This is a genomic window from Fictibacillus solisalsi (genome assembly GCF_900103485.1).
Taxonomy (GTDB): Bacteria; Bacillota; Bacilli; order Bacillales; family Fictibacillaceae; genus Fictibacillus_C; species Fictibacillus_C solisalsi.
The window spans coordinates 14,403-39,688 of the sequence record NZ_FNHW01000003.1 but is presented as its reverse complement, the minus strand read 5'-3'; the positions used below and the strand labels follow the sequence as shown (position 1 = coordinate 39,688).

General features: G+C 42.7%; 28 protein-coding genes and 1 pseudogene. 3 read left to right on the top strand and 26 right to left on the bottom strand.

Going from position 1 to position 25,286, the window contains the following annotated elements; all coding sequences use genetic code 11:
* Nucleotides 1–85 precede the first annotated feature (85 nt).
* From BLT53_RS19685 to BLT53_RS19650, 8 genes are all read right to left on the bottom strand, one after another.
* The gene (locus tag BLT53_RS19685) at nt 86–868 is read right to left on the bottom strand and encodes a sulfite exporter TauE/SafE family protein (RefSeq protein WP_090238067.1); all 783 of its coding nucleotides are present in this window, start codon (nt 866–868) and stop codon (nt 86–88) included.
* A gap of 30 nt (nt 869–898) precedes the next feature.
* The gene (locus BLT53_RS19680; protein WP_090237637.1) at nt 899–1,126 is read right to left on the bottom strand and encodes a sulfurtransferase TusA family protein; all 228 of its coding nucleotides are present in this window, start codon (nt 1,124–1,126) and stop codon (nt 899–901) included.
* Between the two features lie 16 nt (nt 1,127–1,142).
* Complete coding sequence (locus BLT53_RS19675) at nt 1,143–2,270, bottom strand: MBL fold metallo-hydrolase (protein ID WP_090237635.1); 1,128 nt, start codon at nt 2,268–2,270, stop codon at nt 1,143–1,145.
* Between the two features lie 3 nt (nt 2,271–2,273).
* Nucleotides 2,274–2,846, bottom strand: coding sequence for a sulfurtransferase TusA family protein (locus BLT53_RS19670; protein ID WP_090237634.1), 573 nt, complete (start codon nt 2,844–2,846; stop codon nt 2,274–2,276).
* A 49-nt stretch (nt 2,847–2,895) separates the two neighbouring features.
* Nucleotides 2,896–3,189 (bottom strand): rhodanese-like domain-containing protein, encoded by a 294-nt coding sequence (locus BLT53_RS19665; protein ID WP_090237632.1) that lies wholly within the window; start codon nt 3,187–3,189, stop codon nt 2,896–2,898.
* 15 nt (nt 3,190–3,204) lie between these two features.
* A complete protein-coding gene (locus tag BLT53_RS19660) occupies nt 3,205–3,696 on the bottom strand; it encodes a DsrE/DsrF/DrsH-like family protein (RefSeq protein ID WP_425284721.1) in 492 nt (163 codons plus the stop codon).
* Between the two features lie 97 nt (nt 3,697–3,793).
* Nucleotides 3,794–4,054, bottom strand: a complete 261-nt coding sequence (locus BLT53_RS19655; protein WP_090237629.1) for a metal-sensitive transcriptional regulator — start codon at nt 4,052–4,054, stop codon at nt 3,794–3,796.
* A gap of 236 nt (nt 4,055–4,290) precedes the next feature.
* Nucleotides 4,291–5,709 carry a SpoVR family protein gene (locus BLT53_RS19650; RefSeq protein ID WP_090237627.1) on the bottom strand — a complete coding sequence of 473 codons (1,419 nt, stop codon included), beginning with the start codon at nt 5,707–5,709 and terminating at the stop codon, nt 4,291–4,293.
* Nucleotides 5,710–5,855: 146 nt separating this feature from the next.
* Here BLT53_RS19650 and BLT53_RS19645 point away from each other — a divergent pair, with 146 nt between their 5' ends.
* Nucleotides 5,856–6,563, top strand: coding sequence for a DUF421 domain-containing protein (locus tag BLT53_RS19645; RefSeq protein WP_090237626.1), 708 nt, complete (start codon nt 5,856–5,858; stop codon nt 6,561–6,563).
* A 612-nt stretch (nt 6,564–7,175) separates the two neighbouring features.
* Here BLT53_RS19645 and BLT53_RS19640 read toward each other — a convergent pair.
* From BLT53_RS19640 to BLT53_RS19590, 11 genes are all read right to left on the bottom strand, one after another.
* Nucleotides 7,176–7,799, bottom strand: a complete 624-nt coding sequence (locus tag BLT53_RS19640; RefSeq protein WP_090237624.1) for a DedA family protein — start codon at nt 7,797–7,799, stop codon at nt 7,176–7,178.
* Nucleotides 7,800–7,944: 145 nt separating this feature from the next.
* A complete protein-coding gene (gene corA / locus BLT53_RS19635) occupies nt 7,945–8,901 on the bottom strand; it encodes a magnesium/cobalt transporter CorA (RefSeq protein ID WP_090237623.1) in 957 nt (318 codons plus the stop codon).
* Between the two features lie 30 nt (nt 8,902–8,931).
* Nucleotides 8,932–10,059, bottom strand: a complete 1,128-nt coding sequence (locus BLT53_RS19630) for an MGDG synthase family glycosyltransferase (protein ID WP_090237621.1) — start codon at nt 10,057–10,059, stop codon at nt 8,932–8,934.
* 23 nt (nt 10,060–10,082) lie between these two features.
* Nucleotides 10,083–10,661: a DedA family protein gene (locus BLT53_RS19625; protein ID WP_090237620.1), complete on the bottom strand. Its 579-nt coding sequence runs from the start codon at nt 10,659–10,661 to the stop codon at nt 10,083–10,085.
* 1 nt (nt 10,662) lies between these two features.
* The gene (locus BLT53_RS19620; RefSeq protein WP_090237619.1) at nt 10,663–11,382 is read right to left on the bottom strand and encodes a polysaccharide deacetylase family protein; all 720 of its coding nucleotides are present in this window, start codon (nt 11,380–11,382) and stop codon (nt 10,663–10,665) included.
* On the bottom strand, nt 11,379–11,924 hold the full coding sequence (locus tag BLT53_RS19615; protein ID WP_090237618.1) for a Chromate resistance protein ChrB: 546 nt from the start codon (nt 11,922–11,924) through the stop codon (nt 11,379–11,381). The genes BLT53_RS19620 and BLT53_RS19615 overlap by 4 nt, the downstream gene beginning before the upstream one ends.
* Before the next feature lie 160 nt (nt 11,925–12,084).
* The gene (locus BLT53_RS19610; RefSeq protein WP_090237616.1) at nt 12,085–13,005 is read right to left on the bottom strand and encodes a PhzF family phenazine biosynthesis protein; all 921 of its coding nucleotides are present in this window, start codon (nt 13,003–13,005) and stop codon (nt 12,085–12,087) included.
* Nucleotides 13,006–13,145: 140 nt separating this feature from the next.
* Nucleotides 13,146–14,513: a TrkH family potassium uptake protein gene (locus BLT53_RS19605; protein WP_090237614.1), complete on the bottom strand. Its 1,368-nt coding sequence runs from the start codon at nt 14,511–14,513 to the stop codon at nt 13,146–13,148.
* Between the two features lie 111 nt (nt 14,514–14,624).
* A complete protein-coding gene (locus BLT53_RS19600; RefSeq protein WP_090237613.1) occupies nt 14,625–15,506 on the bottom strand; it encodes a YitT family protein in 882 nt (293 codons plus the stop codon).
* 133 nt (nt 15,507–15,639) lie between these two features.
* Nucleotides 15,640–16,905 carry a cation:dicarboxylate symporter family transporter gene (locus tag BLT53_RS19595; protein ID WP_090237611.1) on the bottom strand — a complete coding sequence of 422 codons (1,266 nt, stop codon included), beginning with the start codon at nt 16,903–16,905 and terminating at the stop codon, nt 15,640–15,642.
* Between the two features lie 163 nt (nt 16,906–17,068).
* On the bottom strand, nt 17,069–17,302 hold the full coding sequence (locus BLT53_RS19590; protein ID WP_090237609.1) for a DUF2642 domain-containing protein: 234 nt from the start codon (nt 17,300–17,302) through the stop codon (nt 17,069–17,071).
* A 187-nt stretch (nt 17,303–17,489) separates the two neighbouring features.
* On the opposite strand from BLT53_RS19590, the gene BLT53_RS19585 reads away from it, so the two are divergent.
* Nucleotides 17,490–17,816, top strand: a complete 327-nt coding sequence (locus tag BLT53_RS19585; RefSeq protein WP_090237607.1) for a hypothetical protein — start codon at nt 17,490–17,492, stop codon at nt 17,814–17,816.
* 74 nt (nt 17,817–17,890) lie between these two features.
* The gene (locus BLT53_RS19580; RefSeq protein WP_090237606.1) at nt 17,891–18,481 is read left to right on the top strand and encodes a YitT family protein; all 591 of its coding nucleotides are present in this window, start codon (nt 17,891–17,893) and stop codon (nt 18,479–18,481) included.
* Nucleotides 18,482–18,531: 50 nt separating this feature from the next.
* On the opposite strand, the gene BLT53_RS19575 is transcribed toward BLT53_RS19580, so the two are convergent.
* The 7 genes and pseudogenes from BLT53_RS19575 to BLT53_RS19550 form a co-directional block, all read right to left on the bottom strand.
* Complete coding sequence (locus tag BLT53_RS19575; protein ID WP_090237605.1) at nt 18,532–19,875, bottom strand: hemolysin family protein; 1,344 nt, start codon at nt 19,873–19,875, stop codon at nt 18,532–18,534.
* A gap of 81 nt (nt 19,876–19,956) precedes the next feature.
* Complete coding sequence (locus BLT53_RS25505) at nt 19,957–20,175, bottom strand: hypothetical protein (protein WP_244520519.1); 219 nt, start codon at nt 20,173–20,175, stop codon at nt 19,957–19,959.
* Between the two features lie 3 nt (nt 20,176–20,178).
* Nucleotides 20,179–20,364: pseudogene (locus BLT53_RS25835) on the bottom strand (MerR family transcriptional regulator); the annotation flags it as partial.
* A 323-nt stretch (nt 20,365–20,687) separates the two neighbouring features.
* A complete protein-coding gene (locus tag BLT53_RS19565; RefSeq protein ID WP_090237603.1) occupies nt 20,688–22,433 on the bottom strand; it encodes a phospho-sugar mutase in 1,746 nt (581 codons plus the stop codon).
* A gap of 206 nt (nt 22,434–22,639) precedes the next feature.
* A complete protein-coding gene (locus BLT53_RS19560; RefSeq protein WP_090237601.1) occupies nt 22,640–24,193 on the bottom strand; it encodes a bifunctional GNAT family N-acetyltransferase/carbon-nitrogen hydrolase family protein in 1,554 nt (517 codons plus the stop codon).
* 38 nt (nt 24,194–24,231) lie between these two features.
* Nucleotides 24,232–24,627, bottom strand: a complete 396-nt coding sequence (locus BLT53_RS19555) for a VOC family protein (protein ID WP_425284720.1) — start codon at nt 24,625–24,627, stop codon at nt 24,232–24,234.
* Nucleotides 24,624–25,277, bottom strand: a complete 654-nt coding sequence (locus BLT53_RS19550; protein WP_090237600.1) for an HAD family hydrolase — start codon at nt 25,275–25,277, stop codon at nt 24,624–24,626. Before BLT53_RS19550 ends, BLT53_RS19555 begins: the two co-directional genes overlap by 4 nt.
* Nucleotides 25,278–25,286 lie beyond the last annotated feature (9 nt).

Sequence of the window (25,286 nt, the reverse complement as noted above, 5' to 3'; positions counted from 1 at the left end):
CCGGATTATCCTTGATTATACACCACTTGCAAACAAAAAGTAAGTATATTGCAAAAGGAAAGCAGCTTGTTAAGCGGCTTTCCTTCTAATGAATAAAAATATCCAACCATATTTTGACCGCCGTTCCGGCTATCAAGATGGCCAAAACGGCCTGAAGCACTTTTGTGTTGATCTTCTTTCCAACTTTTACACCGAGAGGTGCTGCGATCAGACTGACGATCAGCATAAGAACGGCGGGATGATACAAAATCTGTCCTGTTGCTGCTTTGCCAATCAAGGAACCGATGGACGAAAGAAATGTGATTCCCAGTGAGGTCGCGATGGTCACCCGTGTTGGAAGCTTCAGCACGACCAGCATAATCGGCACCAGAATAAACGCTCCCCCTGCTCCTACAATTCCAGCAAATACTCCAACGGTCAGCGCGAGAATTCCTGCTAATTTTTTGTTAAATACCAGTTCGGACCTGATATCATCCATTGCTTCTTTTTTTGGAAAAAGCATAAGAACGGCAGCAATAACCGCCAGCAGACCATAAATAATATTAATGGCTTTTTCCGTTAAAAGATGAGAGCCAAATCCCCCAATGAAACTGCCTGTTAAGGAGCTTAATCCCATGATCATGAGAAGCTTCATATGAATAAAGCCCCCTTTTCTGTATGCCATAAGTCCGGCAAGCGTGGAAAAGAATACTTGTACCGCCACAATTCCTGAAACATAATGAGCACCAAAGCCTGCATACCCGAGTAATGGAGGAACATACAGAAGAATGGGGTAATTAACAATCGCTCCTCCTATGCCAAGCAAACCTGATATAAAAGAGCCAATAAAACCAATCACAAATATGGTAAAGAGATAACCTACGTCCATTGCCATAAATTCACCCCATGTTCCCCTCAATTATTTCTTTTGAATAAAGAATACAAATACTCCGTTGTCTTCGTTCATTTCCAGGAGCGCATGTCCACCTGCTTTCGCCCAGGCAGAAAGGTCACTCTTTGCCCCTTTATCCGTCGCGTGAACCTCCAGCACCTGTCCGGATTCCAGTGCATCCATTGCTTTTTTTGTACGTACGATGGGCATCGGACAAGCAAGTCCCTTTGCATCAAGTAATTGATCAGATGTCATATTAATTTCCTCCCTTTTAGTCATTAATGGCGCATCGGTTCGGACCGATTTCCATCTCCTGCTGTGTCTCTTTGTCCGGGATTAATTTTCCCATGTTAGTCTTGCGGATTTCCTGATAGGCATTTGGTTGCGGAGGCAGATTCTCAGTAACCGCCGTTCTGAATTCCGTTTCATCGAGATGAAGACCTTCGTTCTTTTCAAACAGATCTCCAAGTACTGCCTTAACCTCTCCCTGGTTTCCAAGCTCTGAGATGTTAGAATAGTGAGCGGGCAGGACAGTAAGATCATCTGAAAGCTCCCTATAGCTATGATACAGTGTGTTCCTTAAGTCTCCAACCCAATCTTCTGCTTTTCCTGCCAAGTCTGGACGGCCAATGGATTCTACAAACAAGATATCCCCGGTTAATAAATACGTCTTGTCAATCAGAAGCGTGGTGCTCCCAGCGGTATGTCCCGGAGAATGGATGGGCTCCACAGAAACGGACGTGCGGCCAACCGTAATGGTTTCGCCCTCATCCAGGGGAGTGTAGGGAAAAGTTACTTCGTCGGCATCCTTCGGCGGGAGATAGTACGTGCTTCCTGTTTTTTCTGCAAGCAATCGTCCTCCAGAAATATGGTCGGCATGCAGGTGGGTATCCACGGCGTATTTTATGGTTATCCCTTTCTCCTTCGCAAACGATTCATAGGGCTCGGTCATTCTTGCAGGATCCACGATCATCGCCTCCCCATTTGATTCAATCATGTAAGACAAGCAGCCTTTTCCAATTCGAACAAACTGGTAGATCGAACCTCCGCTTTTCAGTCCGCCAATCTTCACCGGCCTTAGATATTCGCTCCATGCTTTCATGCCTCCTTCAAGATAGAACACATCCAGCCCTTTTTCTGACAGCATTTCTGCCACCATGACCGATGATCCTTCTTTGGCACAAACGACCAAAATCTCTGTATCCTTTGGCAGCTGATCCAAAATACCGTCTACTCCCTCCAACAGTTCAAAATAGGGAATGTTCAAGTAGTGGATCGCTTCCCCTTCAATTTTCCAATTTTGAAAAGCATCTTCATTTCTCACATCAAAAATAAATAGGTTGCTTTTTCTGATGATAAGGCTTGCCACCTGTGCTGCCGTTAATTTTTGAATCGCCATTCCTTATCCCTCCAATTTGGTTATAGGTCCCTGCCATTTACTCATGCCTGGTACAACATTAATCACGTTCTTGAATCCGGCTTCTGTCAGTTTTTGTGCAGCAAGATCGCTTCTGGTTCCTGTCCGGCACAGAACATACACACTTGAATCTCGCTTTAGTTCATTTAAACGATCGTTTAATTCCCCGAGTGGCAATGATACGGCACCAGGTATATGACCGAAAGCATATTCTGCAGATTCTCTGACATCCAGAAGTACGAAATGTTCTTGTCGAGCTACGGAATCTAAAAGCTCTTCATTAGAAATTACATGTGGGTGATGCTTTTCGGCTTTTTCCTCTTCTGCTGTTGCTTTGCGGATATAGTGTTTCAAAACCCCGTTTTCCTCAATAGTTCCTAAATAGTGGTGACCACTGCTCGTTGCCCATGCCTTCATGTCAGCCATCGATCCCTTATCCGTGGCCTGTACTTCAATGATCTCACCAGCCCCCAGTTCATTGATCGCCTTTTTTGTTTTAACGATTGGCATCGGACAGGTGAGCCCCTTGGCGTCCAGCATTGCATTCGATTTAATCATTGTCATTCCTCCCAAATTACCCTATGGGGTATATTTATTTCTAAAAAAATTATTCTGTCGGGCCTTTCCATGCATGCATGCCGCTTGCCATATTGATCACCTTGAATCCATGACTTTCGAGCATTTGGGAAGCTTTAAAGCTTCTTCCCCCTGAACGGCAAACCATAATATACTCCTTCGCTTTATCCAGCTCGAGCATTCGGAATTCAAGCAAGCCTAACGGAATATTTAAGGCGCCTGGAATTTTTCCAGCCTTCACGTCTTCTGTTTCCCTTACATCAATGACATGAATATTATCCTTCTTCAACAGGCTTTCGACTTCTTTTGTTGTTATTTCTTTCATGTACAAGTCCCCCCTTTAAATAAATAGGTTCACGCTGCCATCAGATGCTTCCCCCAAGTACGCTGCCACACCAGCATAATCGATGCCATCCATCAACTCTTCTTGCTGTAGTCCCAGTAAATCCATGGTCATTGTGCAGGCTATAAGATTCACTTCCTGCTCTTTCGCCATTTCAATCAATTGAGGTAATGTCATGGCATTGTGCTTCTTAATCACATGTTTAATCATTTTGGGACCCATTCCCGCAAAATTCATTTTTGACAAGCCCATTTTATCAGCATGGCGTGGCATCATTTTGGCGAACATTTTTTCAAGAAATCCCTTTTTGACGGAAAGCGGCTCATCCTTTCGTAAAGCATTTAATCCCCAAAATGTATGAAAGATTGTTACCTCATGATCATAGGCTGCCGCCCCATTCGCGATAATGTAAGCTGCCATGGCTTTATCATAATCGCCACTAAATAAAACAATCGTTGTTTTCTTTTTTGCTCCAGACAATAATCCCATCTCCTTTTACCCCTATGGGTATATTTTTAAATAAAATACACTTATACCCGTACGGGTATATTATAACTCAAATAAAAAGTTCGTCAACCGGAACTTTTTATCTGCTCTTGATTAATAACTCTACCGCTTCTTTTACCAGATGCTCTGTGGAAGCTCCTTTTTCAACATTTTCCCTCACACACTGCTCAAGGTTTTGACTGACAATAACCCCCATTGTACGGTCCATTGCATTTCTCGCCGCAGATAGCTGGGTCACGATCTCCCGGCAGTCTTTGCCTTGTTCCATCATGGAGAGCACTCCTTTAATCTGGCCTTCAATCCGTTTCAGACGGTTTTTTACTCCTTTATCGTATTCCATGCTTTACACCTCTTTCTTTTCTTTTTTACAAGGACATTTAGAATAAATATGCACCGGTACAATAGCAAACGCAAGTGCACCTAAAAATGCTGAATATAACACAACATCATCTTTTTAATGTGACTTTATGTAAATATTATACCCCGCCCGGTATATTGTCAAGGAGCATGTTTTGCTCATCATTCTTTTCATAGAAAAAGCATCACGTTTGACGACGTGATGCTTTTATAATGGGATTAGAGGTACTTTCTATGCATGCTCTTTCCGTCATAGGTAAATAGAACAGGCTTTTCTTCAATTTTGGTTTCCATGTGCACTGGCCGGCCCCATAACTGATTGATGTAAGGAAGGACCTTTTCAAGGTATTTCACATCCAGTTCAATGTCCTCGTACGAATGCTTGATGTAAAGTTCCCCATTCTTCAAATAGTCGCCATCATTTACCGTCAGATACGGAAATCCTCCGTTCACTCTCATGCCAACAAGCTGATCGCGTATGGCTTCCCATTCTTTGTCCACAATCTTATAGTCCCGGCCCTGTTTTTGGAACAAATACATATCCTCACGCTGGCACAGTTCCTTTGTTAAATAGTTCCGGATAAACGACATGTCGGATTCCAGTTCCCGCACTTCAAACATTTTCTCACGGCCCGATCCAGGCTTTACCCCCTGTCTAAGCAATTCTTCATCGGGGTTGTTATACCGTTCTTCAATATCTTTGAAAATCTGAAGTCCCATGTAATACGGATTGATGGAGGTTCTTGACGGCTGGACCACTCCGGCATTCAGTTTGGCAAACTCAATAGTTTCATGGGAGGTCAGATCCATTTCCTGCAGAATTTTGGCGTGCCAATAGGACGCCCAGCCTTCGTTCATGATTTTCGTTTCTAGTTGGGGCCAGAAGTAGAGCATTTCTTCCCGCATCATGGAAAGAATGTCCCGCTGCCAGTCTTCCAGCTCACGGCTGTATTCTTCAATAAACAACAGAATGTCTTTCTCCGGCTGAGGAGGAAAATGCTTCTTTTTCACTGGAGATGGCTGATTTCGTCTGCTTCTTGATTCGTCAATGCTCCATAAATCATCATAGGGAGTCTCTTTTCTCACCGGCTCATCCTGTTCTTCATCTTCCAAATTATAGCTTAGCCGGTTGCGCACAATCGACGGATCGATATGTTCCTGAATGGCGAGCACCGCGTCGAGAAAGACTTCAACTTCTTTTTTTCCGTGAATGATTTCATACTGAGAAATCCTTTCCGCAGTGGCCGTCATACTGTCCACCATATCCCGCCGTGTATTGGAAAAACGGACATTGTTTTTGAAAAAGTCGCAGTGAGCCAGCACGTGGGCGATAATCAGCTTATTCTGGATTAATGAGTTAGTATCCAATAAAAAGGCATAGCAGGGATCAGAGTTGATCACCAGTTCATAGATTTTGCTTAAACCCAGATCATATTGCAGCTTCATTTTGTGAAATTGCTTTCCGAAGCTCCAGTGAGAAAAACGAGTCGGCATTCCGTACGCGCCAAATGTATAAATAATATCCGCTGGGCAGATTTCATAACGCATCGGGTAAAAGTCGAGGCCAAATCCATCCGCGATTTCTGTAATCTCGGCGATTGCATTTCCGAGCTCTTTATTTTGCTCATCCCAAGACATGCTTGTTCCCTCCTCTATCATCTCTTACTTTCAATTTATGACGGCCCCCGCCATTTCATGAAGAATGGGGGCAAACTTCTGCGGCCAAGTATGAGTCTCATGACATTCTGTCCATAATATATGTAGGTTTACAAGGGGGGACATGTATGGAATTTATCTATAAGCCTTTTTTGATTTTTTTATTTGGCTATATCTTTTTACGGATTACAGGCAAAAAAGCCGTGTCGCAAATGCACAGCTTTGACATGCTTTATATTTTGATCATCGGGAATGTCATCAGCCAGCCGCTGCAAAAAGACAGCGTATGGGTAGCCCTTTTGTTTACGTTCATCATCGTTCTTTTTTATAAACTATTCATGCGGCTGTCCCTCAACAACAAACTGCGATGGACATTATTTGAGAGCCCCACCGTTCTCATCCGAAACGGGGATATCGACCGCAAGGGGCTAAAAAAGGTACGGCTTCCCATTGATGAGCTCCTTGCCCAGCTGCGTGTAAAAGGCTTTACCGATACCCGGAACATCGCGCTTTGTGCCATGGAAGACAATGGCCAGATCAGCGTCATTCCCAAATCCAATTTCCGGCCGGTTCAGCCTGGTGATTTAAAAGTAAAGGTAAAACGAGAATTTATTCCTATTCCAGTCATTATGGACGGCCAGATCATTGACCATAACCTCAAATACTTGAAACTGGATAGAGACTGGCTATTGAAGCGGCTAAAACAAAAGGGGGCCGATGTACAGAATGTGATGCTAGCCACGATTACAGAATCAGGAACGCTCCACATTGACACCAACAACCCGCATAATGAAGACAAAGGGCCATATTCCTATAAGCCCGGTGAGGATAATTAACAGACAAAAAGCCAGGAATGATCACGAATATAGTAATGGCATTTAATAGAAACGAAAGGTTTAGAAACCAACCAGGCAGGCAATATTAGTTTTGAGAGAAAAGGAGGAATGACAAATGACCTTTTTATGCAGCGTACTTAGTATATTTGGAATTGCTCTCCTGAACGAAATAAGGCATGCCAACGTAAAAAAAGAACCGGCAAAGCACCGTTTACCGTCAAAAAAACCAATCCTTTAATGAAACCAGCCCACCCGGCATGTCAGGGTGGGCTTTCGTATGATTTACGTTTGCATCTCCAACTTTTCTTTGACTCTGTTTCTGATCTACCGATATATGCAGCGTATCGACTCTTTTCGTGATGCCGTACAGGAGCCTAGCCGTTTCCGGTGTTTTCAATTTTATTTCAAATGCTGGCTTTTCTTTTGAAAATTCCTGACGTAGCTGTTTTTCTTTAGAAAGTATTCCGGTTCCCTGCAGCGTACAATACTTTGTATGTTTTGAGAATTGTACCCTGATGCCTTGGGCAAGTAAGAATCACTTGATAGAGAAGGGTATAGAAATTTAGAACCACTAACAGGATAGCTGCTGCTGTATGGCTTCACAAAATCGCCTTACTTGGAATGCTTATGAAGACGGGGCAGATGATTTTTACTTTGTTTGGCATAGCGCCATGACCACATTAAAGCGAAGGTAATGGCCACTGAAGGAAGGATCCAGCTGTATGATTGGAAATACGAATGAATCTGGGTAAGATGTTCCCCATATTGATTCCCGATGGCGAAGTAAAAAACAGCCCAAAGAAAACCCGCAGGATAGGTGAGTATAGCAAAGCGTAAATATGGCAGACCGTTGCTGCCAACAATAAAAGGCATTAAGAGCCTTAATCCCGGAATAAAAAAGCTAAATAAAAGAATTTTCTCTCCCCAGCGGTCAAGCAGGCCAGATGCTTTTTGAACTCCCTTTCTGATCCGGCCGATTCTATAAAGCCGTTGGACGATGGCTGTGCCGCCATACCTTCCGAGCATATAAATCAATGTTAAAACAGAAATCACTCCCAAATAAGTGGCAATGAATGAATAAGCAGGATTCAGAAGAACTTTATTTGAAAGCATTCCGCTGACCATTACAATGATTTCATTGGGTACGGGGAGCCCCAGGACTCCAATCCATGAAAGCACGAACACACCAAGGTAACCATGATCATGAAAAAACTGAAAAAAGAAGCCGTAATCCATCTTCTCCGCCTTCCTTCCTGCAGGCTGTTTGCCATTCTCATAAAGCCCCGGCCTTTTCCTTTTTACCTTCTGTACCCTTTTTCCCTGTTTGGTTCACCCGTTTGCCTGTATTTATTCGTAAATTTTTCATCTTCACTTTTTGTGGTCAGTCCTGATCAAACCATCCTTTTTTCCTAAACCAGAAATACATGCTCAGTCCGAGAACCAGCATACTTCCCAGCACAAAAAAGTAACCCTCACGCCACTTCAATTCCGGCATATACTGAAAATTCATACCGTAAATTCCTGCAATAAACGTTAACGGCATAAAGATCGTTGTAATAACCGTGAGGGTCTTCATAATGTTATTCATTTTATAGGAATTAAGTGATATATAATTATCACGGATATCCGAGGTCATTTCCCGGTTGGAATCGATCATCTCACTTAATTTTATGAGATGGTCATAAATATCATGAAAATACGCTTTTTTATTTTCATTGATAATTAATCGTTTGGATTCCAAGGTCCGGTACATTAAATCCCGCATGGGAAAAATGGTACGCCGTACTTTTAACAGGTCGCTCCGAACATCAAATGTTTGTTGAATTAGAGTGTGCTTATTTCCTTTTTCATAATTGTTTTCAATGTCTAGCAGGTGGTCTTCTATGTTCTGGACAATTGGAAAATACGTATCCACGATTTTGTCCATGATTTTATGCCCGACTTCTATCGGTCCGATTGAGGAAAAGTTTCCAAGCCCTGCAAAGTAGTTCCACGTAGAATCCATTTCTGCCAGTTGGTCATAATGAAAGGAAACGATGAACTTTTCTCCGATAAAAAGATCAACTTCCTGGGCAGCAAGGGACTGGGTATGAAGAGCGTGCATAACGAAAAAACTGTAACCCTGGTAATACTCAAGTTTAGGCCGCTGAAGAAACTGCAGGCAGTCTTCAATTGCCAGCGGATGAAAATGGAAATAAGAGCTAAGCAGCTTAATTTCCTCATCCTCCGGATCGATAAAATCGACCCAATACCACTCCATCCTGTCTTCCGACAGCTCTTCGACCGACGGCTGAAGGATAAGTTCATGATCTTTTGTGACTGCCATTATTCTAAGCATCAATGCTTCCCCCGGTTTATTAAAGGTGAATTAGACTGGCTGAACTTTAAGCATAGGCGTCTCATTCAGCAAATTGAGCACCACTTCATACGCGCTTTTTTCCCGATGATTTTCAAAATAACTCATTTTGTTCAAAAGCCCTTTCACTTCCGGTTCATTTTCAAGCACAGAGGCAATTTGATCCTCCAAAGGGATATCCTCGTGCAACTGGATAATCAGCTTTTCTCTGATAAGCTTTTTCAAATTGATCTGTTCTTGACCAGGCAATGCGGAGTGGACAAAAATGGGCAATCGTTTCTTTAGTGCTTCGCTGATTGTGATTCCTCCTGGTTTTGTTACAATCGCGTCCACCTGTTCGTACAGATGGTTCATTTCAGACCTCGTGGAAATATAGCCTCTTGGTTTAATATTCGGATGATTCCAGGAGGTTAGTTCTTTATACAGCTTCTGATTTTTACCGCACAGGACCGTATAGCGGTAATTGGAACCTGGTTTAATCTGTTTTAAGAACCCTTTGATCTGTCCAAGCCCAATGCTTCCTCCTGAAATTAAAATATGTTTCTTCAAGGCGGGTTTAGCGGAAAAATAGGCTCTGATGTCTTCATTCACCGGAATTCCCGTAATAATAATCTGCGTGCTGTTAATTTGGTGTCTGTTAATCAGCTCTTTTTTCATGGATACATCGCTGACCAAATGATAATCAATTCCTCTTTTTCCCCAAATATCATTGATAAAGAAATCCGTGTACACATTTACAACAGGAATGTCGATCAATCCCCGTTTTTTAAGCCGGCTGATAACGGCTGAAGGGAAACAATGCGTACATACAATGACATTCGGCTTTTCCTCCTTCAGCATCCGCAGCATTTTGTGCTCAAAAAGAAGAAGCTGATGAGGGGGCATCAATCTTTTTTTGGCCGGAGAATACATCACATGATGATAGATCCAGTCATATGTCCTTGGCATCATATGAATCCATTTTAAATACGTAGTTGATATGACTTTTTCCAGCGGCTTATTCCAGTAGCTGAGAAAGTCAATTTTTTTGCAAACCACCTGTTCATCACTGCTTTGCTCAATGGAAGACATTAATGCATCAGCAACCTGATGATGACCAGAAGGCATTTGAAATAAAGGTAAAAACAAGATTTTCTTCATGGTAAATCCTCCTTACAAACCTTTTAAGCCTTGTTTGTAAATTTCTTTCTGAATACAGTCAGCACGAATAACAGCAAAGCTGCTGCGGCAATCCACGGCAAGTAGGATAACTTGACTCGGTCTCCAAAGAAATAGCCGATGCTGATAAAAGCAGCTGTCCACATCCCGCTCCCAAGAAACGAAAGCAGTACATAGCGCAAAAAAGAATACGTGCTGATTCCTGCAATGTAGGGTGCCAGCTGACGAAGGCCGGGAAGGTAAAAACCGAACAAAAGGGTCGTAAGGGCGTGTTCATGGAACCTTTTCTCCACAGCTTTCCATCGGTCCGGTGTTATTTTAATGAATTTTCCGTATCGCTCAATAAACGGCAGTCCCAGTTTTCGGCCGAGCCAATAAGAGGCAAACATACCGGCAACAGTACCCATAAATGCATAAAGAAAGCTCGTACCAAACTCTAAATGTCCTTTTGCAACCAACACCCCGACCAAAAACAAAAATGATTCTTCAGGAGCAGGGATGCCGGTAATTCCACAAAATAAAACCAGTAAAATGATCCAATGACCGTAGTTTTGCAAATAGGAAATAACGGTATCTAAACTCATATTAACCTCGTTTGTTTGTATTCTTTAATTCTTCCAGTGGCAATCCGATATATCCTTGGCTTCTGGCATATTCCAGAAAATCCCGCAGAGCTTGAAGCATAACAGAAGGTGCCACATCATCCGCCCCAGGGTTTTCACCGTTATCGTGAAGCAAATAAATACATCCGCTGTGCAGGCCCTTCTTTAACTTTGCGGCCAGCTTGGCCTTTCCCTGACCGGCCTTCCAGTCTCCAGTAATGGAGGACCACATAATCACTTGATACTCTCTTGAGAGCAAAAGTGAAAACAAGTTGAATCTTCCCCAGGGCGGCCGGTAAAAATTCGCCTTTTTTCCTGTCGCATGTTGAATAACAGCTGCACATTTGCTGATTTCTCTTTTTAGTTTACCCGGTGTTAAAAACCAACTGTTTGAATGGGTTTGATGATGAATTCCTACAGTGTGCCCTTCTTTACTCATCCTTTTAAGAAGTTCGGGTTCCCTTTCGGCTCGTTCACCAACTATGAAAAATGCTGCCGGTACATTATACGACTTTAACAGGTCCAGCAGTTGCGGTGTATACACCGCATGAGGACCATCATCAAATGTGAGAAAAAATCCTTTTCTTTCTGTTGTTCCTTTTTTAATAATGCCAACTGAAAACAGCCTGATGCAGACGGTAGGGATCAAGCCATACAACAGAAAAAGAAATACAACTGTACAAATGCAATATACAATTATCATTTCCCTTTTTGTGTCCCTTCTAACTTATATACAGCTTCCGCCAGCGAATAAAGGTCTTCCTCACACTGTTTCAAGTATGCTTTAGCCTGAAAGGATAATTCATGATCAAAGTAATCTTTTTTTAGAATTTTTCTGAGCTGCCTTTTTAACCGCATAAGCTCCATTTCACTTTCATCAATATTTAAATAAACAATGTTGTTTGCTTTCCTATGCATTTCCTGTCCAAAATATCTGCAGCTCTCCAGCCAATCATTGTATTCTTTTGTTCTCTGCTTATTAAACAATTTAATAAGTTCCTCCTCGGAGTAATCAGAGAACTTCAGGATCTCCATCATAAAGGATTCGCCGCCATGGTCCTTAATCAGGGTATGCAGTTTGGCCAGCTTGTTCCCTATGTCCCCCACTTTTGGGACAAGGCAAACAGACTGCTGTATATAAAGGACTCCAAGTGCTTTCAAATTTCTCCATATCCTCACTCTGAGTGTAGAAGGTTCCACAGGGACTTTATAAGAAAACAAATACCACATCCGGCCTTCTTCCATTAAAACTCCCACCTTATCATCCATATCATGTAGACATAATAACATAAATAACAATTGTTTCAACCTATTACGTAACAGTTGTTTCGTTTATGGGTGGTTTTTGTTATTTTTCCCCGGACAAAAAAAGGCCCGGTTTAGAACCGGTGCCTTAAACCACCTATTAAAGGTCAAGAAAAAGTTCTCCTGAACCGACAATGACACTTCTCCCGCCAATTTTTACTTCTTTATATTCCGCGTCTTTTCGAATGGTGATATCAATCAGGCTGCGTCTTCCCATCTCAAAGCCCTGTTCACTTCGCAGTTGATATATCCCTTCATGCCCCTGCACAATGTTCATATGTTCAACGATATAGGCACCTAATGGGCCGCTTGCTGCCCCGGTAGCTGGGTCTTCCGGTATTCCCATTGCCGGTGCGAACATTCTGCTGTGAACCGTTGATTCTTCCTCTTCTGTTTCAGCTGTGAAGGCAAAAATATGCCTGGTTGACGGGTTATGGCTAAAATCCTTCTCCCAAATATCCATTCTGAAATTAATGCTTTTCATTGCCTCAAGGGATTGAACGGGAATAAACAAGAAAGGGACCCCTGTGGATACCGTTTGAATGGGAAGGTCCACATCCAGGTCTTCCGGGGAAAGAGACAGTAAGGTCGCCGCCAACTCGCGCTCTTGAAAGGATGGGCCGAATTGCGGCATGGGCTGATTCATCTCAATCCTGAGATCATCACCGCTCCCTTTATGCACTGTGACTGAAATATCGCCGACTCCCTCTTCAAAGATCCATTCATTCCTTCCCTCTGAAGTAGCAATCCACCCTTTTTGTGCGAGCAGAAATGCAGCCCCTAAAGTAGGGTGCCCTGCCATTGGCAATTCCATCTCTGGAGTAAAAATGCGCAGCTTTTTATTATTTTTGCGATTGTCCGGTGATTGAACAAAAACCGTTTCCGAAAGATTCAATTCCCTGGCAATTTTTTGCATCCATTCAGTTGATAGTTGAACGTTGTCGTGAAAAACAGCCAATTGATTTCCGCTGAATGGTTTATTGGTGAAAACATCTAAAAGGGTATAAGTTAACGATTTCATTTTATTCCTCCTCAACATCTTCTTAGCTTTATCTTATGGCGGCTTTGAAGATTAATCAAATCCGTAGAAAAGGAATGCTAAAAAGGCCATATAAAAAAAAGAAGACCCCGTACATATAGGTCTTCTTCAGGTTGCTCAGGCTATTGCCCAATAATAATTTTTTCTTTTGGATAATGAAAATGTTCAATAACGACCCGTCCGCGAATGATGAATAAGAAGGAAAGAATTCCAATCCTTCCGATAAACATAAGCACCATCAGCACCACTTTACCGCCTGTGCTTAAATGCGGGGTAATCCCCAGACTTAAACCGGTTGTTCCAAACGCGGAACACACTTCGAATACAATCTTCTCGATCGGCATCGGATCGGTAACCGCCACAATCAATGAAGCAATGCTGCACAGCATAAATGCAACGATAAGAACAATAAAAGCCTTTTGAATATCTTCGGTAAGAACTTCACGCTTGAATATTTTAATCGAATTGCGTCCTTTTGCATAAAACAAAATGGCGAGAAAGGCAACTGCAATCGTGGTTGTCCGGACCCCGCCGCCCACACTGCTCGGCGACGCACCAATAAACATCATCGCGCTTAAAAAAAGATTGGTCGGCACGGAGAAGTGGTTCATGTCCATGGTGGCCAGCCCGCCGCTCCGAGTGGTTACCGATTGAAAAAGCGAATAAAAAAAGGTTTCATGCCATGTTTTATCCGCCAGGAAACGGTGGGATTCAAAGGCATAAATCCCTAGAGTTCCAAGTACAACCAAAATAAAAAACGTAAGGGTAGTTACCTTGGTGAACAGTGTAAATGTGTACCGCTCTTTGTATTTTCGTTCCGCAATAAAGTTCTTTACTTCAATAAGCACCGGAAATCCAATGGCACCGGTGGTGATTAAAATCATAGTCAAAAGCTGAATCAGGTAATCATGCCTGAATGGGATAAGAGATTGTCCCGTAAGGTCAAAACCCGCATTGGTTGTAGCCGTAACAGAAGCGAAAAATCCATGATAGGCAGCCTCCTGCCAGGTCGGGTAATATTTAAGGAAAAGAAACGTGAAAAGGACCATACCGATGAACTCAATGATGATAATAAGGCCGAGAATCTGCCTCATCAGGTTAACAATACCGGCCAGTGTGGACTGGTTCTGATCGGTCATGATCAATTGGCGCTCACGCATGCCAATTTTCTTTCCCAGTAAAATCCATAATGCAGTCCCTAGAGTCATTACTCCTACCCCGCCAATTTGAACGATGATGGCCAAAGCAATAACACCGCTTGTATTAAATGTCTCATGAATGGTTACAACGGAAAGGCCTGTCACACTGACGGCACTGACCGCTGTAAACAGCGCATCAATAAAGCTTAATGAAACACCCGGATTGTGAAATGCCGGCAGACTTAAAACTCCGGTTGCAACAACTACAGATATGAGGTAAAAAAGAACAATAATTTGAACCGAGGTTAAAAATAACCCTTTTTTATCCTTTTTTCTTTTTACTCCAAGCAATCTTCTCACAACCCTGTCTATATCAACTATACTTTCTTAAACTATACCCAAAACAAGGATAAATCTTACCCTATATTGAGCAATAATTCAAGGGCTGTTGCCACTGATCAATCAGTGAATGTTTTTCTTTTTAAATCTGCCGCCTTTTACATCATGAATGTTACCGACTGCTAAAAAGGCAGTAGGATCAATGTCATCTACAATATTTTTCAATTTGGCTTCTTCCAGCCGGGTAATGACTGTAAAAATGACTTTTTTCTCATCCCTTGAATAGGCACCTTCCCCATTCAAATAGGTAACCCCTCGTCCAAGGCGCGCTAACAGTGCTTCACCGATCCTCGTATGTTCATCACTGATAATCCATACCGATTTGGATTGATCAAATCCATCGAGCGTGATATCAATCACCTTAAAAGCAATGTAGTATGCGATTAATGAATACATGGCACGGTCCCAGCCAAATACAAAACCGGCACTGCCCAGAATGAAAATGTTAAAAAACATTACCACTTCACCGACAGAAAACGGGGTTTTCGCATTAAAGAGGATAGCCATCACTTCCGTTCCGTCAAGGGATCCTCCATAACGAATCACCATTCCGACTCCAACACCAAGGATAATTCCACCAAATACCGCAGCGAGTAAAGGGTCATCAGTGAGTACTGGGACGGGATGCAGCACGGCTGTCCCAATGGACATGACCAGGACGCCAAACAATGTGGAAAGGGCAAAGGTTTTACCTATCTGTTTATATCCAAAGAAGAAGAAAGGAATATTAAGAACGATAAGAAAAAGGCCAAGTTTCCAGTGAGTTAAATGGGAAAGAATAATAGATATGCCGACGATTCCGCCGTCAATGATCTGGTTGGGAACGAGGAAAATTTCAAGTCCTGTGGCGACCAATGCAGCCCCCAGCGCGATAAAAACCACTCTCTTTAAAAGATTTGTCTTGGTAATTCGTTTATGAGCTTCTTGCTGCTGTAAAGCTTCCAAAAGCACTCCCCCTCTTGTTATAAGTTTCTCTTATGGTATATCTCGATTATATCATTTTTTTTATAATAACTTAATCAATATGCCTGTGTGCCTAATAAAAAAAAAGCTCCTGTATTGTACAGGAGCTTCTGCTTTATGACGCTTGTTTCACTTCATTAATATAAGTTTGTGCTTTGGTTTCATCAAATTGGCCTTCCCACTTGGACATGATAATTGCTGCCAGAGAGTTACCAACCACGTTAACAGCTGTACGTGCCATATCAAGAATACGGTCGATTCCTGCGATGAACGCCAATCCTTCAACCGGAATTCCAACTGAACCCAATGTGGCAAGAAGTACGACAAACGATACTCCAGGAACACCTGCAATCCCTTTAGATGTCACCATCAACACGAGAAGGAGGGTGATTTGGGAAGAAATCGGCATATCGATTCCGTACATCTGAGCGATAAACAGTGCCGCAAGTGCCTGATACAAGGTCGAGCCATCAAGGTTAAACGAATAGCCTGTCGGAATAACAAAGGATGCAATCGCCTTTGGACAGCCGAACTTCTCCATTTTTTCCATCAGTTTTGGAAGAACCGTTTCCGAACTTGAAGTGGAATAGGCAAGAATAAGTTCATCCTTTAAAATACGGAAAATATTAAAGATATTAACGCCTGCGATTTTTGCTACAAGACCAAGTACTACAATCACAAAGAATATCATAGTGGCGTATACGAGTACCACCAGTTTACTTAATGGAATCAAGGAGGTTAAACCAAACTTGGAAACCGTCACACCAATAAGCGCAAACACGCCGAATGGAGCAAACTTCATAATTTGGTTAGTCACATAAAACATCGCTTCCGCTGTTCCCTGGAAGAATTTAAGAACGGGTTCACCTTTCTCCCCAATAGCTGCTACTCCAAGCCCGAAGATTACTGAGAAAAAGATAATCGCAAGCATGTCGCCATTCATCAGGGATTGGAAGAGGTTTGACGGGACAATGTTTACAAAGGTTTCCGCAAAACCATGCTCTCCGGCAGTTTTTGCCGTATCCACATAACTTCCGATATCTGTTTTTTCCAACCCGGAACGGTCTACACCAGCACCTGGCTGAAAGATATTAGCAGCAAGCAAACCAATCGCAATAGCAATGGTTGTAATGATTTCAAAATAGAGAATTGTTTTCCCGCCAAGTTTACCCAGCTTTTTTATATCACCAACCCCGGCTACACCGACAATCAAGCTGGAAACCACGATAGGAATAACAATCATTTTGATCAGTCTGATGAAGATATCGCCAATCGGCTGCAAATATTTAGCAACGTCATCGTTGCCGTAAAAAATTGCACCCACCGCAATACCCAGAACCAAACCGATAAGAATCTGCCAAGCTAGTCCAATTCTTTTCATGTTGTATCTCACCTCTTATAGTTGTAATCGTTCACACAATACTTCTATTTTATAATCAAGCTAAATTACTTGTCAAAGTAAATAATTGCTAACTTATTTTTTTTGGTATAGAAATTAAAAAAAACACCCCTTAACGGGATGTTTAGTACCGGTAAAAATCTTGTTAAATCGGGAAAATCGCTACAATCTCGCATATGCGAATGACGACACGGAACGTACAGTTGTTTTTTCGAACACGCAGTACGATGACATCTCGGCCAACTTCTACCAATCGGCCACGGAATGTCTGGTTTACGGTATCTACTTGTACACGTTCGTTAATCAGCGCACACGCTTCTCTTCTAAACGTATCTCCCCGGCGGCCGCCAAAGCCTCCGCCATCAAAACCAAAACCCATGAATTACTCTCCTTTCATCATCGATTAAAAACAGAACCGATGTTACTAATAGTTAATGCAAATCCAATGGTTTTGGTGTGGACAATCATCATGGTCTTCAGCTGATATTTTAAATTAAACGGTTGTTTAAATTCAGGCGTACAGGGAAACCTGTATAGGATAATGCAAAAGAAGGGATGGGGTTCACATGCGAAATGCAGAATCGTTCGAAGAGATCCTTGAATTCTCCAATGCTCACCAATCAACTCATGGTAAGATGTATCTGAGCCAAAAAGAAACCTCACCAGGCGGCATCTTGTTCAGTGATGAAGATTCAGGAAAACAGCCGCTGGAGCTTGAGATCAAACTTCTTATGAAAGCAGATAATGACTCCCTTTACTTCTCCAAGCGGTATATGGAAGATGAAGAAGAAGAATTTGAAGAAAGAATGAAGCAACTGGACACGTTAAAAAATCAATTCGATATAGAAACGGTAAGCTCAAGCGAACTAAGGGAGCTTCTAAAAAAGACATAAACCGCATCGTCTTTCATGAATCGCTGCCTGCCTCCCATCATAAAGTAAAATAAAGGGTGGACAGGAGTGAGACGATGCTGGCAAAAGTGACAGCTGTCTTTATTGGCAGTTTTCTGATGGGGATTGGAATCAATATGTTTATCCTGCCTTTTCATCTCCTGGACGGCGGGATGATTGGAATTGGCCTCCTATTTAAATATATCTGGGGATTTAAGGTGGGAATGACGATTATCCTGCTCAGCATCCCTATTTATTTTTTGGCCTGGAAGTTTGACCGCACGTATTTTCTAAACAGCCTGCACGGAATGTTGATCTCATCATTTGTCATTGATTTGCTTGTGCCGCTCAATGGGTTTTTCCATCTTCCTGAGATGGAAAGCGCAGTGGCGGGTGGCTTGTTGATCGGTACAGGAATTGGGATTATGCTCCGATACGAAACAAGTACCGGAGGCACCGATCTTTTAGCTTTGTTTATCGCCAAGAGATCCCCTCTTAACGTTGGTATCATCATCTTCTTTATCGATGCTTCCGTTATTTTAGCGGGATTGTATTTTATCGGAGAAGGAATGTTCTTTTATTCCATGGTTACCATCCTTTCCGTGGCGTTTGCGACCAGCTCCCTGACATTGATCCGTTCGGTATCCATCTTTCTTAGCCCAAGATAAACAACAGGAGCCTGCCATCTCGATGATGGCAGGCTCCTGTTGTTTTATAGTTATTCCGAATCCGTGATCAAGGCTGGCTGTCTAAGAGATTCCTCTTCCTTTTTCGGGCTCTCCACCTTGTTAACCTCAATCCGTTTAATTTGGTGTCCATCAATTTCAACGACTTTAAAGGTTAATCCTTCGTAATTAATAACCTCACCTTCCACAATATCGGAATTTTGGGAAAGCACCCATCCGCCGATCGTGTCCAGGTCTGAATCGTCAATTTCCAAACCATATAAATCATTCACTTCTGAAATTAAAACCTTTCCGTCGAGTGCGGTGACCTTCGGTGTGATTTTTAAGATCATCGGTGTCTCATCTGTATCAAATTCATCACGGATTTCACCTACGATTTCTTCCAGGATATCCTCAACCGTTAGAAGTCCCGCAGTTCCTCCGTACTCGTCCATCAGTACTGCCATATGAACCTGTTGTTTTTGAAGTTTCACCAATGTTTCCTGAATCGGCATGGTTTCAAGAACCGTCAGGATAGGACGCAGATAGCTTTCCAGCGTTTTTTCCTGGCCCGACATGAGGTCATAGAAAATTTCTTTAACGTTAACCATTCCAACCACATGGTCTTTATCTTCGTCTACAACAGGATAACGAGTATATTTCTCACTCGTAATGATCGCAAGGTTTTCCTCAATGGATTTATTTAGATACAAACACACAATTTCCGTACGCGGCACCATGATTTCCTTCGCGATACGGTCATCAAATTCGAATACTTTATTCACGTAGCTGTATTCTGACTGATTAATTTCTCCGCTTTTATAGCTTTCTGATAAAATCAAACGCAATTCTTCTTCAGAGTGGGCCATTTCGTGTTCCGAAACAGCTTGCAAACCAAACATTCTGGTAAACAGCCGGGCACTTCCGTTCAACAGCCAGATGATCGGGTACAATACCCTGTAGAACATGATCAGGGGACCCGAGAGCATTAAACTGATCTCTTCGGCTTTTTGAATCGCAAAGGTTTTAGGCGATAGTTCTCCAAGAACGACGTGAAGAAAGGTAATGATGGCAAAAGCAAGTACAATTGTTATTGTTTTTGTGAGTGCCGGTGATAAATCCAGCTGGCTGAACAATGGATGCAGCAGGTGTTCAAGGGTGGATTCACCAAGCCAGCCCAGCCCGAGAGCCGTAATCGTAATACCAAGCTGGCAGGCCGAAAGATATCCATCAAGGTTCATCAGTACCTTTCGGACGGCAATGGCCTTTTTGTTTCCTTCTTCAACGAGCTGGTCAATTCTCGTCCGGCGGATTTTTACAATCGCAAATTCAGCTGCCACAAAAAAGGCGGTTAATACAATCAATAATGCTACTAAGAATAGCTTAAATATGTCCAAATAGACTCTTTATTCTCCCGTTTAAAAAGAGGAATAAAGATGTCACCTCCTAAAGTTTTTACTGGATAACCAATCGTTCCCTTAAACAAACGGCGTTTCTCCAATAATCAATAATAGGCTGTGAAGTAGGGCAACACGCTCGGCAGGCATGTGTTTAACTGCCAGTTTTAGCTGATCTTTGTTCAGTTGCTGAAGCAGAGGTTTTAGCTCCTGAACATCTTTTTCAAGCGTATTGAGCTGCATATCAACTTTTTGTAGTGTTTCGGCATACTCTCCTGAATGTTCATTGAGTGATGCCATTTTTTCTTTAATCTTCTCTAAAGGAAGATGCTGATTTTTATAATAATTAATCCACTTAAGCTGCTCTAGAGCTTCTCCACTGTAAAATCGATAATTTGATTGGGAACGTTCAGCCTTTAACAGGCCAAGCTTCGTATAATAATCAATAGTTCTTTTTGAAACGCCTGCTAATGTTGCTAGTTCACTGATACGGTACTTCCCAAATCAATCACCCCAATGCATAGATAATAAACAATTTTACAGAATTCCAACTATACAGTCAAACGTTTCAGTTCCATCAGCAGCCCAGATTTATACAAAGTAAAGCTACAAGTAAAAGCAAAATGACAAAAATCAGCGACATAAACATGATAACCATGGTTCCCAGGGACTTAAAGGTCTGGGTTTGGTTTTCGCTTGTTTAAAAATTCGTCTGTTTACGCTGCTTTCCGATCATCTACACCTCCCGGCTCGCATTCGTCGAATCACCAAAAAAGCAGACCCGAAAGACCCGGGCTGCCTTAGATGATGGATTACTGAGCAGCAGCGACAAGCTGGCTGACAAGGTCCATAACGTCATTCTTCAGACTTTGCAGCAGATTTTCACTGTCACTATATGTGTTGGATTGAACAGCAAAGTAAAATTTGATTTTTGGTTCCGTTCCTGAAGGACGGAGACAGAACCATGAGCCGTCTTCTAAAATATATTTTAAAACATTGGAGGCTGGAAGGTCGATCTGGGTCCCCTCTCCCGTTGCAAGATTGCGCTGTTTCCCAATGCTGTAATCATCCACATACAGCACTGCCTTTCCTCCCACTTCTGCTGGAGGGTCGGCTCTGAAACTCTCGAGGATGTTCGCAATTTGTACAGCGCCAGCTTTCCCTTTAAGCGTAAGGGATTCAAGGCCTTCAAGGTGATAGCCGTAAGTGGAAAACACATCCATAAGGCCTTCATACATGGTCTTACCTTGTTTTTTGTAATAAGCCGCTACTTCAGCTGCCAGCAGGGAGGCCTGTACAGCATCTTTGTCTCTCACAAAGTCACCGATAAGATAGCCGTAGCTCTCTTCATATCCAAACAGGAAGGTATGCTCCCCGGTTTTTTCATACTCTTTAATCTTTTCTCCGATAAATTTAAAACCAGTGAGCGTATCCACTGTTTTAAGTCCAAAGGAGCTTGCAATCTCTCTTCCAAGTTCAGAAGTAACAATCGTTTTTAGCACAACGCCCTTTGGACAAAGTTCTCCCTGTGCCTCTTTCTGTGATAAAAGGTAATGAAGCAGGAGTGCTCCTGTCTGGTTTCCGGTTAGCACCACATACTCATTATCCAGATTCTTGACAGCGACTCCCACGCGGTCTGCATCAGGATCCGTCGCAATTAGGACATCTGCATCTTTTTCTTTTCCATACTGAATGGCAAGCTCGAATGCGGCATGTTCTTCAGGATTTGGCGATTTTACCGTGGAAAAATCGGGATCAGGCAGTTCCTGTTCTTTGACTACCGTGACATTTTTAAAACCGATTGCTTCAAGGCCATTTCGTACAGGAAGGTTCGCCGTTCCATGAAGGGGGGTAAAGACAATGCTTAAGTCTGCCATCTCCTTGATCAGGTCTGGATTTACAGTAATGCCTTTCAGCTGCTCAAGGTAAGCAGTATCAATTTCTTCACCCACGATCTGAATAAGACCATCTTCCTGCAATTGTGATTTATCTTTTACAGAGATGGCAAGTTCATTTTCAACCTCTTCCACTTTTTCGGTTAATAGGTCCGCTTCACGTGGAGGAAGCTGGCCGCCGTCCGGCCCGTACACTTTAAATCCATTATATTCCGGAGGATTATGGCTTGCTGTAATCACAATTCCGCTGAACGCCTTTAAATAGCGGACAGCAAATGAAAGTACAGGAGTCGGACGGAGGCTTTCAAACACATAGGTCTGTATTCCTCTTGAAGCCAGTGTACTGGCAGCTTCCATTGCAAATTCAGGAGATTTATGTCTTGAGTCGTACGCGATCACCACACCGCGTACCTTTGCTTTTTCACCTTGCTCTTCAATAAAGCTTGCCAAACCGGAGGATGCTTTTCGAATCGTGTATGTATTCATTCGGTTTGTTCCTGGGCCGATTTCGCCCCTCATTCCACCTGTGCCGAATTCCAGATTTTTATAAAAGGAATCCTCCAGGCCCGTTTCTGTTTTTTCTAATTCTTCCAGCTGGAATCGAAGCTCCTTATCAAGAGTTGGTTCGTTTCGCCATTTTTCATATGATGTCTTCCAGGTCATTTCCCGACTCTCCTCCTTTTATATGCTGAATCTCTGTTCAATAATCATTAACTTCTCTTTATTATAGCGCAGAGCCGCAGACAGGAAAACCGCTTTCGACACGCTTCGCATAAATATCTTTCCATTTCTGGAAGAAGTGACATATTTCCCGAGAAATATTAAATTTCAAGCAAAAACGGCAGGAAGTTTCCCTGCCGCCATGCACCTTACATTTTACTTTTGCTTTTTTGGATGACTTCATAGAGATCCAGCCGCCTGTTCCTCAGCTGGGTGACATTCCCGGTCTTGCGCTGTCTGCGCAGTATTTCCAGGTCCACATCCCCGACAACCACGGTCTCAATATTCGGGTGGCATTCTCCCACGATGCCGTCACGCGGAAATGCGAAGTCTGAAGGGGTAAAGATTCCGGACTGTGCATACTGAATATCCATGTTTTCTACCTGCGAAAGGTTTCCAACAGTCCCGGCAATCACGGTATAAATTTCATTTTCAACCGCTCTTGCCTGTGAACAATATCTTACCCGGACATAGCCTTGCCTGTCTTCTGTACAAAACGGGCTGAAAATAATATTCGCACCCATATCTGTAACAATTCTTGAAAGCTCAGGGAATTCAATATCATAACAAATAAGGATGGCGATCTTTCCGCAGTCCGTATCAAACACCTGTACCTTGTCTCCCGGTGTGATTCCCCACCATTTTCTTTCATTCGGAGTGATATGGATCTTATATTGTTTCTCAATCGTACCATCTCTGCGGAACAGATAGGCAACATTATAAATATTTCCATCTTCCTCTACAAAATGGGAACCGCCTATAATATTTACATTATACCTTACAGCTAACCCGGTAAACAGTTCGATATAATCCTCGGTAAATTCGGTTAACCTTCGGATGGCCTGACTAGGGCTTTTCTCCTCCACAAATGAGAGAAGCTGAGTGGTCAGCAATTCGGGAAATACGGCAAAGTCCGATCCCTGATCCGCCGCAACGTCTGTATAATACTCTACCTGTGTTGCGAAATCATCAAATGATTTAATGGTTTTCATCATGTACTGAATCGCTGTAATGCGGATCGGCTCACTTGTCTTAAAGTGCCTTCGCGTATTATGCGGATGGTAGTCCACATTGTTCCATTCCATTAATGTGGCATATTCCTTTGATTGCTTATCATCTGGAAGATAATGGCGGTTAATTCTCATCACGGTAAAACCGTTCATGAGCTGGAAGGTAAGCACCGGATCATAAATGTTGTGGTGGATGACTTCCTTCACGTAATCGCGGGGTGTCATTTCTTTGGAGTATTTATAATAATTCGGAATCCGTCCTCCAAGAATAATGCTTTTTAAGTTCCATTCTTCGGCAAGCTCTTTTCTTGCTTCATACAGGCGTTTTCCAATTTTCATCCGCCGGTAATCCGGATGAACCATAACCTCAATTCCATATAGATTATATCCGTTTGGATTATGGTTCGTGATATAGCCTTCATCCGTAATTTCATCCCAGGTATGCTGATCATCGTACTCATCAAAATTAATGATCAGGCTCGAACAGCTTCCGATAATTTTCCCCTCAAAGGTAACAACAAACTGGCCTTCCGGAAAAATATCCAGATGGCTTTCAAGCTGTTCCCGCTTCCAGGGTTCCATATGCCCCGGGAAGCAGATCCGCTGCAATTCAAGTATTTCATCTATATCATTGTACTGAATATTTCTCAGTTCAATTTTTTTCTCGAATTTTGAAACATCAACTTCGCTCAATGGATTCACTCCTTAACTGCTATTTTATTTTATGTTCTTCAGTTCCAGATCTTCATTCTTCCGGCTAAAGAACCTGTATTCAATTCAAGCTGAATCCCGTCAGGATCCAAGAAATTCACACACCTGCCGTCCCCGCGTGTAACTGGACCTCTGATAATGCTGACTGAACTGGCTTTTAAAGTTTCAACGGCCTGATCAAAATCAGAATCAGAGATCGTAAATGCCACGTGATCCATACCGGCTTTGCCAGCTTCTGCCCTATTAGCTTCTCCCCGTTCAAGTAAACAAATCCAAACAGGCCCGCACTCGATATAAGCGTCGGTCCGGCCCCGGTGTATCAGTACCGCACCTAAAACATCGATATAAAAAGAAAGGGATCTCGTCAGGCTTGAGACAGTCAGTGTGAGATGATTGATGCCTTGTATGGGGATCATTTGAATTTCCTCAGCAATTCCTTAAACTGCAGTTCAGCCATCGTTTCCATTTGATGGTCAACATCTCCAAACACAAGCCCCTTTGTTACTTCATTTGGGATAACCACACAATACAAACCTGCCTTTTTGGCTGCTCTGGCTCCATTCGCGGAATCCTCAAATGCTATAGCCTCTTCAGGCTTAACACCGAGACACTTTACTGCTTCACGGTATAAAGCAGGGTCTGGCTTAACGTGTTCTACGTCATCGGCCGTCTTGATGCAATCGAAATAGGGAAGCAGATTCAGTTTTTCCAGATAACCCGTCACCCAGGCTCGGGATGAGCTTGTCGCCAAACCTATTTTCAAGCCGAGCTCCTTTGCCGCCTCCATATAATCCTCCACACCGGGAAGAGCGCTTGTTCCTTCAAGCATGGCCACCACCCTTTCATGGTGCATAGCACGGAGGCCATCACTGTCCACTTTTTTACTGATCTGTTCTTCAAGATATTCGAAGGGATCCAAGAAATCCTTTGTTCCAATGCATTGCTGCCAGACTTCAAGGGGCATATGGCTTGAATGCTCTGAAAAAATTTCCTGGATGGCATTATAAACGGATGTTTCCGAGTCAAGAATCAGCCCGTCAAAATCAAAAACAACAGCTTTAATCATATTGCTCTC

Coding starts and splice junctions, on each gene's coding strand:
- BLT53_RS19685 (WP_090238067.1), bottom strand. CDS start 868: ATGGACGTAGGTTATCTCTTTACCATATTTGTGATTGGTTTTATTGGC.
- BLT53_RS19680 (WP_090237637.1), bottom strand. CDS start 1,126: ATGACATCTGATCAATTACTTGATGCAAAGGGACTTGCTTGTCCGATG.
- BLT53_RS19675 (WP_090237635.1), bottom strand. CDS start 2,270: ATGGCGATTCAAAAATTAACGGCAGCACAGGTGGCAAGCCTTATCATC.
- BLT53_RS19670 (WP_090237634.1), bottom strand. CDS start 2,846: ATGATTAAATCGAATGCAATGCTGGACGCCAAGGGGCTCACCTGTCCG.
- BLT53_RS19665 (WP_090237632.1), bottom strand. CDS start 3,189: ATGAAAGAAATAACAACAAAAGAAGTCGAAAGCCTGTTGAAGAAGGAT.
- BLT53_RS19660 (WP_425284721.1), bottom strand. CDS start 3,696: ATGGGATTATTGTCTGGAGCAAAAAAGAAAACAACGATTGTTTTATTT.
- BLT53_RS19655 (WP_090237629.1), bottom strand. CDS start 4,054: ATGGAATACGATAAAGGAGTAAAAAACCGTCTGAAACGGATTGAAGGC.
- BLT53_RS19650 (WP_090237627.1), bottom strand. CDS start 5,709: ATGTCTTGGGATGAGCAAAATAAAGAGCTCGGAAATGCAATCGCCGAG.
- BLT53_RS19645 (WP_090237626.1), top strand. CDS start 5,856: ATGGAATTTATCTATAAGCCTTTTTTGATTTTTTTATTTGGCTATATC.
- BLT53_RS19640 (WP_090237624.1), bottom strand. CDS start 7,799: ATGGATTACGGCTTCTTTTTTCAGTTTTTTCATGATCATGGTTACCTT.
- corA (WP_090237623.1), bottom strand. CDS start 8,901: ATGCTTAGAATAATGGCAGTCACAAAAGATCATGAACTTATCCTTCAG.
- BLT53_RS19630 (WP_090237621.1), bottom strand. CDS start 10,059: ATGAAGAAAATCTTGTTTTTACCTTTATTTCAAATGCCTTCTGGTCAT.
- BLT53_RS19625 (WP_090237620.1), bottom strand. CDS start 10,661: ATGAGTTTAGATACCGTTATTTCCTATTTGCAAAACTACGGTCATTGG.
- BLT53_RS19620 (WP_090237619.1), bottom strand. CDS start 11,382: ATGATAATTGTATATTGCATTTGTACAGTTGTATTTCTTTTTCTGTTG.
- BLT53_RS19615 (WP_090237618.1), bottom strand. CDS start 11,924: ATGGAAGAAGGCCGGATGTGGTATTTGTTTTCTTATAAAGTCCCTGTG.
- BLT53_RS19610 (WP_090237616.1), bottom strand. CDS start 13,005: ATGAAATCGTTAACTTATACCCTTTTAGATGTTTTCACCAATAAACCA.
- BLT53_RS19595 (WP_090237611.1), bottom strand. CDS start 16,905: ATGAAAAGAATTGGACTAGCTTGGCAGATTCTTATCGGTTTGGTTCTG.
- BLT53_RS19590 (WP_090237609.1), bottom strand. CDS start 17,302: ATGGGTTTTGGTTTTGATGGCGGAGGCTTTGGCGGCCGCCGGGGAGAT.
- BLT53_RS19585 (WP_090237607.1), top strand. CDS start 17,490: ATGCGAAATGCAGAATCGTTCGAAGAGATCCTTGAATTCTCCAATGCT.
- BLT53_RS19580 (WP_090237606.1), top strand. CDS start 17,891: ATGCTGGCAAAAGTGACAGCTGTCTTTATTGGCAGTTTTCTGATGGGG.
- BLT53_RS25505 (WP_244520519.1), bottom strand. CDS start 20,175: ATGGCATCACTCAATGAACATTCAGGAGAGTATGCCGAAACACTACAA.
- BLT53_RS19565 (WP_090237603.1), bottom strand. CDS start 22,433: ATGACCTGGAAGACATCATATGAAAAATGGCGAAACGAACCAACTCTT.
- BLT53_RS19555 (WP_425284720.1), bottom strand. CDS start 24,627: ATGATCCCCATACAAGGCATCAATCATCTCACACTGACTGTCTCAAGC.
- BLT53_RS19550 (WP_090237600.1), bottom strand. CDS start 25,277: ATGATTAAAGCTGTTGTTTTTGATTTTGACGGGCTGATTCTTGACTCG.